The 16,109-nt window shown below is 57.3% G+C and carries 12 protein-coding genes; all 12 read right to left on the minus strand.

Annotated features, from left to right (window positions below):
* The gene (locus tag NQZ67_RS03185; RefSeq protein ID WP_257442704.1) at positions 1 to 861 is read right to left on the minus strand and encodes a carbon-nitrogen hydrolase family protein; all 861 of its coding nucleotides are present in this window, start codon (positions 859 to 861) and stop codon (positions 1 to 3) included.
* A gap of 24 nt (positions 862 to 885) precedes the next feature.
* The gene (locus NQZ67_RS03190; protein ID WP_257442707.1) at positions 886 to 2,244 is read right to left on the minus strand and encodes a HAMP domain-containing sensor histidine kinase; all 1,359 of its coding nucleotides are present in this window, start codon (positions 2,242 to 2,244) and stop codon (positions 886 to 888) included.
* Positions 2,241 to 2,939: a response regulator transcription factor gene (locus NQZ67_RS03195; protein WP_257442709.1), complete on the minus strand. Its 699-nt coding sequence runs from the start codon at positions 2,937 to 2,939 to the stop codon at positions 2,241 to 2,243. Before NQZ67_RS03195 ends, NQZ67_RS03190 begins: the two co-directional genes overlap by 4 nt.
* 92 nt (positions 2,940 to 3,031) lie before the next feature.
* Positions 3,032 to 4,636, minus strand: coding sequence for a serine/threonine protein kinase (locus NQZ67_RS03200; RefSeq protein ID WP_257442712.1), 1,605 nt, complete (start codon positions 4,634 to 4,636; stop codon positions 3,032 to 3,034).
* 106 nt (positions 4,637 to 4,742) lie between these two features.
* On the minus strand, positions 4,743 to 5,759 hold the full coding sequence (locus tag NQZ67_RS03205) for an SAM-dependent methyltransferase (RefSeq protein ID WP_257442715.1): 1,017 nt from the start codon (positions 5,757 to 5,759) through the stop codon (positions 4,743 to 4,745).
* 56 nt (positions 5,760 to 5,815) lie between these two features.
* Complete coding sequence (locus NQZ67_RS03210) at positions 5,816 to 6,157, minus strand: cyclic-phosphate processing receiver domain-containing protein (protein WP_257442717.1); 342 nt, start codon at positions 6,155 to 6,157, stop codon at positions 5,816 to 5,818.
* 14 nt (positions 6,158 to 6,171) lie between these two features.
* Positions 6,172 to 7,026 (minus strand): Fpg/Nei family DNA glycosylase, encoded by an 855-nt coding sequence (locus NQZ67_RS03215; RefSeq protein ID WP_257442720.1) that lies wholly within the window; start codon positions 7,024 to 7,026, stop codon positions 6,172 to 6,174.
* A 48-nt stretch (positions 7,027 to 7,074) separates the two neighbouring features.
* Positions 7,075 to 7,878 (minus strand): 5' nucleotidase NucF, encoded by an 804-nt coding sequence (gene nucF, locus NQZ67_RS03220; RefSeq protein ID WP_257442722.1) that lies wholly within the window; start codon positions 7,876 to 7,878, stop codon positions 7,075 to 7,077.
* Complete coding sequence (locus tag NQZ67_RS03225; protein ID WP_257442724.1) at positions 7,875 to 9,215, minus strand: ribonuclease H-like domain-containing protein; 1,341 nt, start codon at positions 9,213 to 9,215, stop codon at positions 7,875 to 7,877. The genes nucF and NQZ67_RS03225 overlap by 4 nt, the downstream gene beginning before the upstream one ends.
* Positions 9,212 to 11,500 carry a DEAD/DEAH box helicase gene (locus NQZ67_RS03230; RefSeq protein WP_257442725.1) on the minus strand — a complete coding sequence of 763 codons (2,289 nt, stop codon included), beginning with the start codon at positions 11,498 to 11,500 and terminating at the stop codon, positions 9,212 to 9,214. Before NQZ67_RS03230 ends, NQZ67_RS03225 begins: the two co-directional genes overlap by 4 nt.
* 127 nt (positions 11,501 to 11,627) lie before the next feature.
* Entirely contained in the window at positions 11,628 to 12,578 is a 951-nt protein-coding gene (gene rnz, locus NQZ67_RS03235; protein WP_257442727.1) for a ribonuclease Z, read from the minus strand.
* A gap of 88 nt (positions 12,579 to 12,666) precedes the next feature.
* Positions 12,667 to 16,047 carry a methionine synthase gene (gene metH, locus NQZ67_RS03240; protein WP_371825266.1) on the minus strand — a complete coding sequence of 1,127 codons (3,381 nt, stop codon included), beginning with the start codon at positions 16,045 to 16,047 and terminating at the stop codon, positions 12,667 to 12,669.
* Positions 16,048 to 16,109: the final 62 nt, after the last annotated feature.

Genomic DNA, 16,109 nt, shown 5'->3' on the forward strand with positions numbered 1-16,109 from the left:
TCAGCTCCAATCGGGATACAGATCGGAACGGCGATCCCTCCATGTCATGACGGAGCCGTTTTTCCGGACCTCCTCCAGCAGAGCGAGATCCAAATCTCCAACGACCAGCATATCGTCGTTGATGACGCCTTCCGCAATAATGCCGGCCGGCGGGAATGGAATGTCGTTCGGAGCGATGATGGCTGCCTGGCCGAAGTTCGCGCGCATAAAATCAACTTTGCGAAGCGCTCCCACGGTACCGGTCGTGACGACATAGATTTGATTCTCGATCGTGCGCGCGTGGCAGCAATAGCGAACGCGATGGAAGCCGTGGCGGTCGTCCGTGCAAGACGGACAGAAGATCACATCGGCGCCCTTGGCTCTGGCCATCCGGACGATCTCGGGAAACTCGATGTCATAACAGGTCAGCATCGCGATCGTGCCGAACTCGGTCTCGAACACTTCAACGCCGTCTCCGGGCGACATATCCCACTCGGCGACTTCCGTCGGCGTCAGATGAATTTTGTGCTGAACGTCCACTTTACCGTTCGGATGGAACAAATGCGCGGCGTTGCGGCGCTTGCCGCCCTCTACTTCCACGACATGCGTGCCGCCCACGATATACATGCCGTATTGCCCGGCGAGCCTCCGGAATAACGCGATGTAAGCCTCGGTGAACTCGGGAAGCCTGCTGATCGGCAGCCCCTCTCCCGCTTCATCGCCTATGGATAATAATTGCGTGGTCATGAATTCGGGGAACAGAAGAAACTGCACTCCGTACTCCGACGCGTTGCGAACGTAATGGGAAACCTGCTCCTCGAACTGCTGGAAGCTCTGAATATCCGCGAGCTTGTATTGCACGGCCGATACCCGGTATTTCATGGCGGTTCCTCCAATCCCAATAAATTATTTACGCTGCTTGAACTGCAGCGTGATGGTCGTTCCGAGCTCGGGCAGACTGAAGACGTCGATCTTGCCTTCATGCAGATCAACGATCCGCTTGGCGATGGACAGGCCAAGACCTACTCCCCCCGTGGAACGGCTTCTTGCGCCGTCCACCCGGTAGAACCGTTCGAACAGATGGGGGATTTCCTTCTCCGGAATGCCCATCCCTTTGTCCTTCACTTCGATTTTGACGATATTCTTCATTAGCGTGATGGAGATATCGATCGGCTCTTTCGAATATTTGATCGCGTTGTCCAGCAGAATGACGAGCAGCTGGCGGATCTTGTCCTTATCCCCCATCATGCGGACGACTTTGGACAGTGCCTTCACCCTTATCGGCCGCTGGAACGTCGTCTGAAGCATGGTAGCCAGCTCGTCTACGACCTGCACCACGTCGAACATCTCGAGCTTCAGCCAATCCTCTTGTTCGGCCTCCGCAAGCGTCAGCATGGACTTCGTCAAATTCTGAAGACGCGTCGCTTCCTTGGCGATGGCATCGATCGCTTCGTCGCGCACGTTCTCGTCATCCCGGCCCCATCGCTTCAGCATGCCCGCATAGCTGCTGATAACCGTCAGCGGCGTCTTCAGCTCATGGGATGCATCGGCAACGAACTGCTTCTGTCTCGCGAACGTCCGGTCGAGCCGCTCGATCATCTGATTGAACGCTCGGATCAATTGCTGCAGCTCGGCCGATTCTTCGCGATTGCCCATATCGATCTGCCGCAGCTTGCCGCTCCGGTCGATCTCCCTCATCGTATTCACCATTTGTTGAATCGGGGCTGTCAATCGGGACGTGAACCAATACGTGCCGAAGATCGCGAACAGTATCGCGCCGCCGCTTGTGACGCTGAGGGCCGCCACGAGCACCTGCAAATAATTGTCGAGCTCGTCCAGGATACGCGTCACTTCGAGCATGGCGATGACGTTCCCCTCTTCGTAGATGGGAACGCGCATGAACAGGATGCGCTCGCCGCCCTTCGTCAGCATGCCGGAGTTATGGAACGCCTCGAATTCGGCGGGCAGCTCCATGAGTACCGGATGAGAACCGATTCCGATATTGAGCACGCGGTTATTCGGCGAGATGATGCGAATCATTTCGTTGACGTTGCGGTATTCCTCCAGCAAATCGGGAGAGCTGAGCCCTCGCCCGCTTTGAATGCGGGGATTCTCAAGCAGCAGATTGACCTTGGTCGTGATGACCTCTTCTTCGCTCTCCGTCGTAATCTTGATGACGTAGAAATAGACGAAAATATTAAAAAAGATAAGGATCAAGATAAGCCAAAAGATCGTGAAAAGCGTAAAGCGTTTACGCAGCGTCATGCGTCAGGCTCCTTGATCATGTAACCGACGCCGCGCACCGTATGAATCAGCTTATGGCGATACCCTTTGTCCAGCTTCTGGCGCAAATATCGGATGTACACGTCGACGAGATTCGTTTCGCCGATAAAGTCGTACCCCCACACCTCGGACAAAATATCTTCGCGCGACTTCTCCTCGTTGCGGTTCTCTACCAAATAGACAAGAAGCTCGAACTCCCTCGGGGTCAGCTCGATGAGCAGATCCTTCCGGTACACCTTGCGCGTCCGAAGCTCAATCGACAGGTCTCCCAGCTTAATGAGGTCGGAGCCCTCCGCTTCCTTCGGGTATTGCTGAAAGATGCGCAGTATGTTCCGAACCCTCGCCAGCAATTCTTCCATGGCGAACGGTTTCGTTATATAATCGTTGGCTCCGTGCTCGAAGCCGCTTACTTTGTCCGGAACCGTGTCTCTTGCGGTCAATAAAATAATGGGCACCGGATTTCCCGCTTGCCTGATCAGGCGCAGCACCTCGATGCCGCTCATCTCCGGAAGCATGACGTCCAGCAGCACCAGCTGCCATTCCCCTGTCGACGCCATTTCGTAGCCTTTGCGTCCGTCGGACGCCACCCCTACCGTATAGCCTTCATGCTCAAGCTCTAGCTGCAAGATGCGCGCGATGCCCGCCTCATCCTCTACGACCAATATGCGCTCATTCAAGTTCCGGGGCACCTCCTTATGTAGAATTCCAAATAATACTTTCATCATAAAGAAGGAAAAGTCGAATTGCAAGGGAGACGGCGGTTCCCCGGTCACTTCGCGGACGCGCTCAAGGCGGCTAAAATTTTGGATAACGGCTTGTTCATCCTGTAATCCAGCACGGCATTATCATTCAGCCATTTCCCGCTCCACAGCGCGTTCAGCACCGCCTCTTGAGGGAGCAGCGGCACCGCGGCGAGAGGCGGCTCCGGGAACAACGACAGCCACTCCCGTCTGCCACGGAACCGGATATCCTTGTTCGCGATCCAGTGCAGGCTTCCGCCGTTTGCCTTCAGCTCCTCCCCGAGCTTGATCAGCTTCTGAACGGCCTCGACCTGCCACTTGGCGATAAAAGGATCGCCGACGGCGATGACATGCTTCGATTGCTTGAGCCAATGCAGCGCGTGACGATCCTGCCAGCTGCTTGAAAAATCGACTACATTAAACGTCTGACCATGCTCTCTAAGCCGCTGCTCGAACGATCGGGCCGCCTGCTCCCGTTCTCCGACGTATGCGGCATGCTTCGCCAGCCACTTGATTCGGTTCTGCTCCTTGCGCCCCGTCTGTCTATCCGTAAACGCAACTAGAGGATCATACACTTCAGCTTCTCTTTTAACCTTGTCCGGAAGCAGCTCCGTCCATTCCGGCGAGGAGCCGATATATTCGGCAGCCGTCACGTTGTAGCCGTTCCTGCCCAGCATCATCGCGAGAGAAATCGACAGGAGCGTCGCGCCGGCTCCGGGAGATACCGACATTACGCTGACAAGAGCAGGCTCGGCCGCGCAGACGCGTTTGTTCCAGCCCTTCGGTTGATTCGCGGACGCATGGCCGTAAGACGAGATGGCCAGCAGCGCTTGCTCCACCTCCGCCATCGATTGATAGCGCCGGTCAGGCGTTGGATGGAGCATCCGCTCCAGCACCGGCGCGAACGAAGCAGGATAGTCCGTGGGCAACCGCAGGACGGGAGCTTGCCGGCCGCCGGCATTCAACCTATGCCCGTCTATCGCCTTCGTGCCCGCCGTCGCCAAATGATAAAGCAGAGCCCCCAGCCCGTAAATATCGGTACGGGCATCGCTTTGAAGACCAAGCTGCTGCTCGGGAGCCGCAAAGCCTATCGTGCCGAGCTGAACCGTGTCGTTTGGCTGACCTTCTTTGTAGCGCCTCGATATGCCGAAATCGATCAGCTTCACATGGCCGTCGCGATCAATCATCACGTTGGACGGTTTCAAATCCCGATGAATAATCGCCGACGGCTGCCCATGCAAATATTGAAGCGCGGAGCATAACTGCAGCCCTACTTGCCGAAGCTCCTCGAACGTAAAGCCCGCGTATGATTTCCGCAAGATGCCCGCGAGCGAATCTCCTTCAACGTAATCCATAATTAATATTTCCGTCCCGTTCGACGCGAAATAATCGGTGATGAGAGGCAGATTGGGATGGTTTAATCCCATTAACGTGACCGCTTCCTCCGAATACGCGCTGTCCCCGAGCGTCGTGCGGGTCACCTTCATCGCGCGGAGAGAACACCCAAGCTTCAAATCCTCCGCCGCATACACAATGCCCATTCCGCCTTGCCCAATGACGCGGACGACGCGGTATCTGTCCCCTACTATCGTCCCTCTCTCCCATGTGGGAGTCAAACTCTTAGGCTGTTCCATCTTTGACCTCCTGAAAAAAAAGCATCCCGAAAACGTCCGCGGTGGCAGACGTTTTCGGGATGCTTTCCCTTAATTGTATGATACAGCGCCTATAGGTGCTGTGCTTTCATTTTTTGCGCAAATAAAGCGTAATTTCTTCCCGGTTGTGGAACAACTGCTTCGCCTTAATAACCGTGAAACCGGTCGATAACCGTTCCTTCACCTCTCGGATCGTCTGCAATGGCTTACGGTGCATAAGCTTCACCGTCACGATCGCCTCCGCGTCCTCTTTCAGCGAATCCTTCAAATCAAGAACAAGCCGGCTCATTAGCATAGGGCTCCAGCTCATGTCGCAAACAAGAAGATCGAAGGAGCCTGCTTGAAGCTTCGCTTCCGAGGCATTCTTCTTAAGATGCGTAAGAAGAGGATGTGACAGCAGCGACGGATGCATGTCCGCCGGATCGATGGCGGTTACCCGAAGGCCGCGCTCCAGCAGCAGCGACGTCCAGCCTCCGGGAGCCGCGCCGATGTCGAGCGCCGACCGGAACGTCTCGTAATGCAGGCCAAAAGCCCGTTCCGCTTCCAGCAATTTAAACTTCGCGCGGGATATTTGTCCTTCTTCCCTTTGGAACCGGACCGCGCCCCCGGGCCAATCGGACAGCATGTCCGCGGATGCTCCGAAGCCTACGAATAGCTTGTCTCCGGCCGCATAGATGGAGATGATCACTTCCGGCTGCTGCACGACCGGCTCAGCGTCCCACTCCTCAAGCACCGCGTCCAGCAGCGCCTTTGTATCCGAAGCGGAGTAATGGAACGCGGCATTCGCATTCCGGCGAATATGGACGGCTGTGCGCTTATCCATGAAGGTCAATCTGGCGTTTCGGACCATTTCGCCGAGAAGCTCTAAATCCTCGGCGTTTCCGCTGACCGTCAGCGTTCTGTCCACCGGTTGAATGTGCCTGAGGAAAATCGGCTCTTGCTCTCGGATTAATCCGAGCACCTCCTCCCGGTCAAGCTGGCATTCCATAAGAAATACTTCACCCGCCGCCAGCTGCGCGAAGCTCGTGCCGGGCAGCAATCTTCGCAGCTCCTCCATCGCATAGGGAGCATAGGTTTGATTCGAGGTTCCGATCCATTGACTCACGGTTGTAATAGCCTCTTTCTTCTTCGTATAGTAATCGGGATGAGTACAGAATTCCGTCAAGCTTTTGCTTCGGCGGCGATTTGATCCAGCAGCTCTTGCGGCATGGGCCCTCCGAACAACTCGCATTCGCCCGGGACGTTTTCGGATAAATGATGGTACATCTGAATTTTCCCAGCCGCGCTGGAGGTATGTAAATAAATGCGCTTCGGGTAGTTTCCCGAAGAGGTCAGAAACCGCGCAACGTCAAGACCTGTTGGCTGTCCCCAGCCCAAGTCGAAATCCAAGGACAATATGTCAATTTTCTCGTGCTCGATCAAAAGCTTGCATTCTTCCGCCGTTCGGGCGGGCACAAAGCCGATTGGACAACTACGGTAATCGTCCAAGTACACATGGATCATGCCTTTGCCTCCTTCTATTGCGGCAAGGATTCCTCATCGGCTCCTATGCTCGAAGAATCGTTCTGGCATCCATCGCAGGCGAATGCTTTGCGGCTTCCGACCGCGATTCTCTGAATCGAGCCGCCGCATCGGTGGCAGGCTTCGCCTGCTCGATTGTATACCTGCAGCCGCTCCCTATAGCCGCCCGTCAGAATATCGCCTTCGAACAACGGGCTTTCCCCGATGCCGCCATGCGAGATCGCTTCGCGAAGAACATGCACGATGGCGGCATGCAGCCGCTCCCATTCCGACTCGCCCAGAACGGCAACTTTGGTTTCCGGACGGATTCGCGCTTCGAACGCAATTTCGTCGGAATAGACGTTCCCGATTCCCGTCATCAGCTTCTCGTCCATCAACGCGGTTTTGAGCGAGCTCCTCTTCTTCGCGAACCGTTCCTTAAGCCGGCTTGGCGTTACTCTCTTGTCTAGCGGATCTAGACCGAATGTCTTCATGTACCCTTCGAGTCCTTTGACCGACATAATCGATAAGTCGCCGGCACGCAGACCAAAAAACGATAATCGACGTTCCTGGAAGTCGAGAGAAAGCGCCGGCTCCGATGGTTGTGCGGAATCGGCAGCAAGCCCGCAGTAGGCGGTTACGCCGTCCGACATGTGGATTAGAAACCGCTTGCCGTTATCCAGATGGAAAACCAAATGCTGCGCCCTTCGCTCAACGAACCATATGGATTGGCCGACGACATCCTGACTAACGTCGTGTCCCCCGTCCGATTCCCGTAATTCCTTATGTATATGCATGGCCGTTACTTGGGCTCCCGCGTAACGCTCGGCCAGCATCGCCCGATAGATGTCTACCTCCGGAAGTTCCTGCATATAAGCTTTAATCCTCCCTGAATGTGCTTCTATGATATGAATGTTGCTTCAACGTTCCCGATCCAGCCTGTCGATCAGAGCATCCAGATTCTCGCACACGAGCTCGGCTCGGCAGCCCGCCTCCTTCTCGTAATGCTCCCTATTATCCGCATTCGTCAGCCCCGTTAAGACTAACACCGTACCGCAGCCCGCCGCGATACCGGCCGCTATGTCCGTGGCGATATTGTCGCCGACGACCCATGTCTCCTCCGCGCGTACGCCCAGCCGGTCCAGCGCGTAATTCATGATGACATCCGACGGCTTCCCGATTAATACCGGCTTCACCCCCGACGCCGCTTGCAGCATGGCTCCGATGGAGCCGGCGCCCGGCATTAGGCCTCCCGCCGTCGGGAGCAGCAGATCGGGATTCGTCATGACCGATACGGCTCCGCCGCGGATAAATGCAACGGCCCGCGCGACGCGGTCATAAGACAATGAGCGGTCAATGCCTTGCACCACGTAATCGGGGGATTGCTCGGTTAGATGCAAGCCGGCAGCCTCCAAGGCCGCGGTCAACCCGGCTTCGCCGATCACGTACACGGATGCGCCCGGCGACTTGGCGACGATGTATCCCGCCGCGGCTTGGGCTGACGTGCAGACCTCGTCCGCGACCGCCGGAATCCCCATCGCCGACAACCGATCCGCCACCTCTTCGGGCGTCGCGGAAGAGTTGTTCGTTACATATAAATAAGGAATGCGACGAGCCCGCAAGGAACGGATCAGCCGGTCGGCGCCTGCAATCATTTCATGGCCGTGATACAAGGTTCCGTCCAAATCTATTAATAAGCCCTTAGCGGCCGATAGATCCCTCATGCTTCGTCCTTCTTTCTCGATCTCTCCTGATCCAGCTTTCTTCTAATCCTCGCCGAGCGGTTCTGCAAGGCTTCCAGCTCGGCTATCTGCTTGGCGCTTGGCTTGCCTTCCATCCCGGCAAGCTGGCATCGTTCGAGAGCCTGCTGCGCGAAAGTCAGCGCCAAATCGAGCTGCTTGGTCCGATGCTCATAATACATCGCTAGTTCCACGCAAGCTTCGCTCGCGTCTTCATGGCATTGTTCTCCCGCTTGTACGATGGCTTTCTGCCACAATAACACAGCGCGGTCCCAATTTCCAGCTTTCTTGTCCGCCGCGGCCAGCTTTAGCAAGGAGGATGGCGCCGCCGTTACCGATAACGTCGCAAGACGGAACAGCTCCTCCGGAAGCCCGGAGCGGCCCATGCGCCCAAGCCACAATCCCGTCCGAACCAGCTCCTCCGCCTCCTCCGGGAACGGAATCCGTTCGAAAATCCGTTCTTGCAGCAGGAATCCGAACCGTATCGACAAGCAAGCAAGGGACATCAAATCGATCTCGTTATGTCGGAACACGCCTTCGAGGGGCTCGGGATTGCCGTCCGCCAGGAATTGAAAATAAAGCTGCGGCGCCAGCGATCCGGGCACGTCATCCTCGCGTTCGATGCCGAGACGCTCCTCCTCGATATGGCTCAGCTTGCACGACGTAAGCGTATTTCGCCAAATCGAGCGGGATGGATGCAAAAAATCAAGGTGAAGCGGCGTCCACGGAGAGGACCCGATCGCGTTCATAATCATGCGGTTCAGCACAAGCGGCCAGTCAAACGTCTTCCCATTATATGTGGCCAGATAAGAGAAATTACGGAGCTTTCGCTTCAAATCCATCATCATCGCGTATTCTTCCGCCGGATGGCGGATTAGCGATTGTTCGATTACGAATGATTCGCCGTTCATATAGCCGATTCCGATCATGAACGGCACGTTGCCCGTCCCGACGCCGAGACCGGTCGTCTCGAGATCGAGATAGAGGATGCTTTGGGGCGAAGGGCATCCGGCCTCTTCGTGGAATGCCGCAAGCCCCGGAGCCGCCTCGACCAGCTCTCCGAGCGCGTGGGTGCCGTGTCGGTGATTGAGGGGATATTCCAGTCTGCGGACCAGATAAGGCCCCCATTCGGTTCGGCAAATTCTCACGCCAAACGCTTCGAAGCCCGGATGGAGCGTCTCCTCGTCGGCCGCCTCTTCTATAATCTTATCGTCCGGCTGTTGCGGCACAGTCGTTTCTTCGGTATGCGAATCGGAGGCGGACGGACCGGCTTCGGCCGAGACGCCCCTTAAGCGGTTCATTCGGTCGCGAAGGCCGCTCATGCCGAACCTCCCGCTTCGCGAAGCAGCTGAAGCGCTTGTTCCTTGCCGAGCAGTCCGACTTCCTCGATCGGACCTACGCAAGCAGGACAGCCGCTAAGGCAGCCGCATGCGGTAATCATCGATTGGGCATGGCGGATGAGCTGGTCATGCACCTCGTAGAGCCTCTCGCTCAGCCCGATTCCGCCTGGATATCGGTCGTAGAAGTAGATGGTCGGCCGCTGCGAGTGCACCGCCTTAACCTGAGGCACGACGCGAATGTCGAACGGATCGCACATCAGATACAGCGGAGCGATGTGGACCAGCACGTTCGCGATGCCGAGCAGCGCGTACTGCATTTCGTTTTTGCTCTTGCGGGAGGCGGCTTCTTCGCTGAACGAGAACCAGTACCCGCTCGTATGGAGCTCCTCCTCGGGGAGATGGATCGGTCCCGAGCCGATGTTCTCGTGCGTGCGGAGCCTGATTTTTTTGAAAATGGTAGCCTTCGCGTTCACGGTCAGCTCGCCGTACTGGCGTAGCAGCTCTCCCGTCTCCTGTTCCTTGTCGACGTGGAGCACCTTCAGCTCGACGGCGAGGTTCGCGTCGGTGTAGTAATCGACGTCCACCTCTCGGACATAGGCCTTCTTCTCCGGATAGTCGAGCTTCTCGACTTGGAACTGGACGCCTTCGTGAATGTAGATCGCTTCTTCGTGAATAAGCGTCGGAGCGCTGAACCGGTCTACCTCGCCAAGCACGCGGTGCTCGCTCGTCGTGATATCGATAATAATAAAGTTCTCCTGAGCGGCGGACCTGAGCGAAATGCCGTGCGCCGGGAACGACTGCTCCATCCAATACCAGCGTCCCCCCGCATGGGTCAGCACCTTCTCCTCGACCAGAAATTCCATCATGTCCGCTAGCGGCTCCGAGCCGAACTCTTCGCCTTCGCGGAACGGCAGCTCGTATGCGGCGCATTTCACGTGGTCGATCAGCACGAGCAGATTGTCCGGATGAATCAGCGCCCGCTCCGGCGGATGGCCGAAGAAGAAATCGGGATTCTGGATCATGTATTGGTCCAGCGGATTACTGCTTGCGACGAGGAAGGTCACGGAGCTTTCCTGGCGCCTTCCCGCCCGCCCGGATTGCTGCCACGTGCTTGCGATCGTGCCGGGATAACCGTTCAACACGCATGCCTGCAGCTGCCCGATATCGATGCCAAGCTCGAGCGCGTTCGTGCTGACCACGCCGCGGATTTCACCGGTGCGCAGCCCCTTCTCGATCTCCCGCCTCAGCTTGGGCAGATATCCTCCGCGGTAGCCCCGTATCGTCTTTGCGTCCAGCTTGTCGCGGATAAGCTCCTGCAGATACGTCAAGAGCAGCTCCACCCTAACCCGGCTCCTCGCGAACACGATCGTCTGCACGCCCTGCTTAAGCAGCATCGCGGCGAGCTTCTGCGTCTCCAGCACGCTGCTGCGCCGAATGCCGAGCTGCTTGTTCACGACGGGCGGATTATACATGATAAAATGCTTTTCTCCCATCGGAGCGCCGTTGTTGTCGACCAGCTCCACTTGCTCTCCGATCAGACGCTCCGCGTGCTCCTTCGGATTGTCGATCGTCGCCGACGCGCAAATAAACTGCGGGTTCGAGCCATAAAACCGGCAAATCCGCTTCAGCCTCCGGATCACGTTCGCGACATGGCTGCCGAATATGCCCCGGTAGGCGTGAACCTCGTCGATGACGATGAATTTGATGTTCTCGAACAGCTTCACCCATTTCGTATGATGCGGCAGGATCGCCGAATGAAGCATGTCGGGATTCGTAACGACGATGTGGCCGGCGTTGCGGATAGCCGTGCGAACCGTCGGCGGCGTATCTCCGTCGTAGGTATGGGTCTTGATTCCGCTCTCCATCAGATCCGCCAGCACTTGCAGCTCCGCGACCTGATCCTGAGCCAGCGCCTTCGTCGGGAACAAATACAGCGCCCTGCCCTCTTCGTTCTGCAGGATGCTCTGCACAACCGGCAAATTATAGCACAGCGTCTTGCCGGAGGCCGTCGGCGTCACGGCGACGACGTGGCTTCCGCGCCGCGCGGCGGCGTAGGCGGACGCCTGATGGGCATACAGCTTCTCGATGCCTCTCTTATGCAGCGCTTCCCGCCATGCGGGATGCAGATCAGCCGGCAGCGGGGCGTAGACTGGATCGCGGGAGGGAAGCGTACGCCAGTGCGTCACATTCTCCATCAGCCCTTCATTCGATTTCAAAAACTCCAGCCACTCCTCCAGGCTGGACGCTCTGCCTGTCCACTTATTCATTGCGCTTTCCCCCTTACGCCGATTTCCCCAGCTGCCTAGTTTCATTGACCGTTCATTCGAAATGATTTGATCTATATTGTACAGAATACATGTTCGCTAGGCAATGCCATTTTGAGCCAGGCGACGATTACGTCGCGCTTGGCTTGTGGATCCGTTGAATGTCCAGCATGCTCAGATCCTTGGCCGCCGTCACGTTCGGGAAGATCTCCGCCGCCTCCGCTTCCAGCCGCGCCAGCTCCTCGTTCGAATACCTGCCGCTGAAATGGGTCATGACCAGTCTTTGCGCTCCTGCATCTCGCGCAACGATCGCCGCTTCCGCCGTCGTGCAATGCCCGAATTCGTGCGCCTTCTCCTCCAGCCCGGCTGCGAACGTCGCCTCGTGGACCAGCAGGTCCGCCTTTTCGCTTAGCGCAAACGCCATCTCGCACGGGCTCGTATCGCCGAGCACGGTAATGATTCTCCCCTTCCACGCCCCGTCCGTCACTTCGCCGGGCGAGACTACCGTACCGTCCTCCAGCGTAATCGCCTCGCCGGCTTTCAGCCTGCCGAACAAAGGCCCCTGCTTGACGCCAAGCGCTCTTGCTTTGTCCGCCATGAATGGACCGGGCGCGTCGGTCTCGATTACTCGATAGCCGAAGCACGGGACGCGGTGCTCGAGCGGTCCCGCTTCCACGCGGCAGGGACCGTCGACGCATATCTCGGCCTGCTTCTCCTCCGTCAGCTCCTGGACCACAAGCTCATAATCGAGCATGGTGCCCGTCAGCGCAAAAGTCGTCTCGATATACGATTTCAGGCCGGCAGGACCGTATACCGTCAGCGGCGTCGTTCCGCCGTCGAAGGAACGGGTGCTGAGCAGACCCGGCAGTCCATACAGGTGATCGCCGTGCAGATGCGTCACGAAAATCTTCTCGAGCTTGCTTAGCTTAAGCGGCACATGCATCAATTGATGCTGCGTCGCTTCTCCGCAATCGAATAGCCACCAGACCGAATCGGGCTCGGGCAGCTGAAGCGCGATCGCCGATACGTTCCGGTGCTTGTTCGGCCGGCCGGCGCCTGTTCCCAAAAACCACATCTTCATCCTTAACGCCTCGCTTCCATGGATAAGAAGGAGCCCTCCGCGTTCGATTCCGGGAATCGAATATCGGAAGGCTCGGTTACAATTTCTTTTATACTTTCTCTACATTAAAATATTGCGCTTCCGGATGGGCGAATACCATCGCGGACACGGACGCTTCCGGCTCCATCATAAAGCCTTCGGTGAGCTCAACGCCGATATCGGCAGGCTTCATCAGATCGAACAATGGCTCCTGATCCTCCAGATTCGGGCAGGCCGGATAGCCGAACGATACGCGGATGCCTTGATAACGGGCGCCGTGGCGCTGCTTCATCGTCATATCCGCCGGATCCGGATAGCCGCAAATATCGCGCATCATATGATGGACGCGCTCCGCGAGTCCTTCCGCCACCTCGAGCGCGACCGACTGAAGGGCATGCGAGCGAAGATAGTCGCCTTTGTCCTTCCATTCGTTCGCGAGCTCGCGAATGCCTTGGCCCGCCGTCACGACGAGGAAGCCGACGTAGTCCATGACGCCGCTGTCGACGGACTTCAGGAAGTCCGCGAGGCAGAGATACGGCTCCACCTGCTGGCGCGGGAACGTGAACCTCTTGATCTCTTTGGCATGATCCTGCGGATCATAGATGATAACGTCGTTGCCGGATGACTGCGCCGGGAAGAAGCGGTACATGCCATGGGCTTTCAGATAGCCCTGCTCGCTTCCTTCCTTCAGAATCGCGTCGACGGTTTCTTTCAGCTGAACCGCCTTCTCGTTTCCTTCGGCAAGCAGCTTCTCGACCGTCCCCTTCAGCCCCAAGTGATGACCAAGCAGCATTTGCATATTCACGTATGGGACGATATGCGGGATCGGCACGTCGCGGAGGATGTGCTTCTCCAAATCAGGTGGCGAGAAGACAGGCGCGTCGGGGCTGATCTTGGAGCGGACCGCCCGCGTCAGCTGAGGCATCGGCTTCGCGTCTTCCTCATCCGCCGCTCCCGCCGCCTTGTACGCCGCCAGCTCTTCCTCGAGCCGCTTGCGATGCTCGGGATCCATCAGCTTATTCGCGATATCGAGACCGTCCATCGCGTCCTTCGCGTACAGCACGAGACCGTCGTATTCGGGACCGATCCTCGTCTTCGTGAATTTCCGCGTCAGCGCCGCGCCGCCTACCAGAATCGGAACGTCGATACCCGCGTTGCGCATATCCTGCGCCGTAATGACCATCTGCTGCGCCGATTTGACGAGCAATCCGGACAATCCGATCGCGTCGACCTTCTCCTGGCGATAGGCTTCGATAAGCTGCTCCGGCGGCACCTTGATCCCGAGATTGATGATCTTGTAGCCGTTGTTGGAGAGAATGATCTCGACCAGGTTTTTGCCGATGTCATGCACGTCGCCCTTCACGGTCGCCAGAATGATCTTGCCCTTCACGGCCGTCTCTTCCTTCTCCATGAACTGCTCGAGATGGCTGACGGACGCCTTCATGACTTCGGCGCTCTGAAGCACCTCGGCAACGATCAGCTCGTTGTTGTTGAACAGGCGGCCTACCTCTTCCATGCCCCTCATCAGCGGACCGTTGATCACTTCGAGTGGCGCGTATTTCTTAAGCGCTTCGTCCAGATCGGGGATGAGGCCTTCCTTCGTCCCTTCCACGATGTAGGAAGCAAGGCGCTCCTCCAGCGTCAGGTTCGAAATTTTCTCCTTCTTCTCGACCTTCTTGTTGCGGAACGCCGCAACGAACGCCGCCAGCGTATCGTCATTTGTATTGTAGATCAGATCCTCGGCCAGCTTGCGCTCGTCCTCAGGAATGGAAGCGTACCTCTCCAGCTTCTCCGTGTTCACGATGGCGTAATCCAAGCCTGCTTTGGTCGCGTGGTACAAATAAACGGAGTTCAGCACTTCGCGGCCCGCATCGGGCAAGCCGAACGAAATATTGCTGAGTCCGAGAATCGTTTTGGTCTCCGGGTATTTCTCCTTAATCATGCGGATGCCTTCCAGCGTCTCCACCGCAGAACCGATATATTGCGGATCGCCGGAGCCGACCGGGAACATGTTCGGGTCGAAAATAATGTCGGCCGGATTGACGCCGTACTTTTCTGTCAGCAGCTTATAGGAGCGGTCGGCGACCTCCATCTTCGCTTCGCGCGACACCGCTTGTCCTCGCTCGTCAATGAGGATCATGACAACGGCCGCGCCGTAACGGTGAATAAGCGGTACGATCTTCTCGAATTTCGATTCGCCGTCCTCGAGGTTGATCGAGTTGATGATCGCTTTTCCCTGCGAATATTTGAGCCCCAGCTCGATAATATGATCGTAAGTGGAGTCCAGCATGAGCGGCGCCTTGATTTTCTTCACGACTTGCGGCAGGAACTGATGCACCGCATACGCTTCATCGATGTCGGTGTCCTGCAGGTTGATGTCGATGACATGCGCTCCGCCCTTCACTTGCCCTCTGGCAATTTCGGACGCTTCGTCGAACTTCTCTTCCTTAATCAATCGTTTGAACTTGCGGGAGCCGGAAATGTTCGTTCTTTCGCCGATCATGATCGGACGGTTATCGGCCTCGATGAACACCGTGTCGATCCCGGATACGGCGTCCGGATGCGTGCCCGGCTTCGTGCGCGGAGCATACTTCGACATCGTTTCCGCCATCGCGCGGATATGCGCGGGAGTCGTTCCGCAGCAGCCGCCCGCGATGTTCAGCCAGCCTTGCTCCGCGAATGCGGACATCTTCTTCGCCAGCGACTCCGGCGACTCATGATAATTCCCGTTCTCGTCCGGCAGTCCCGCGTTCGGGTAACAGCTGACGGCGGAGCTTGCTATCTCGCTGAGCGTCCGGATATGGTCGCGCATGAATTCGGGACCCGTCGCGCAGTTGAGACCGATAGAGATCGGCTTCAAGTGCTCGAGGGAAATGTAAAACGACTCGATCGACTGGCCCGCAAGCGTCGTGCCCATCGGCTCGATCGTGCCCGAGATCATGATGGGAAGCTCCTTGCCCAGCGTATCGAACGCTTGACGAACGCCGATGCTTCCCGCTTTGACGTTCAGCGTATCCTGGGACGTCTCGAGCAGGATCGCGTCCACGTTCGCCTCCATAAGCGCGAGGGTTTGCTCGTAATAGCTCTCTACCAACTCGTCGAAGGTCACGCCTCCCGTTACCGACAACGTCTTGGTCGTTGGTCCCAGCGCCCCCGCCACGAAACGGGGCTTGTCCGGCGTGCTGTATTTGTCCGCCGCGTCCCGCGCCAGCTTCGCCGCCGCGAGATTGATCTCGCGCGCCTTCTCCGGAATGTCGTATTCCGCCAGCACGACGCTGGTCGCTCCGAACGTATTCGTCTCGATAATATCGGCGCCCGCTTCGAGATACAACTCGTGAATTTTCGAGATAACGTCGGGACGAGTCAGAACGAGCATCTCGTTGCACCCGTCCAGCTCCGCCCCGCCGAAATCATCCTCCGTTAAGTTCTCTTGCTGAATCATCGTGCCCATCGCGCCGTCCAATATGAGAATGCGTTCCTTGAGCAGTTGTTCTAAGGTAGTTCTCGACAATG

This window comes from Paenibacillus soyae, from assembly GCF_024623455.1.
GTDB lineage: Bacteria > Bacillota > Bacilli > Paenibacillales > Paenibacillaceae > Pristimantibacillus > Pristimantibacillus soyae.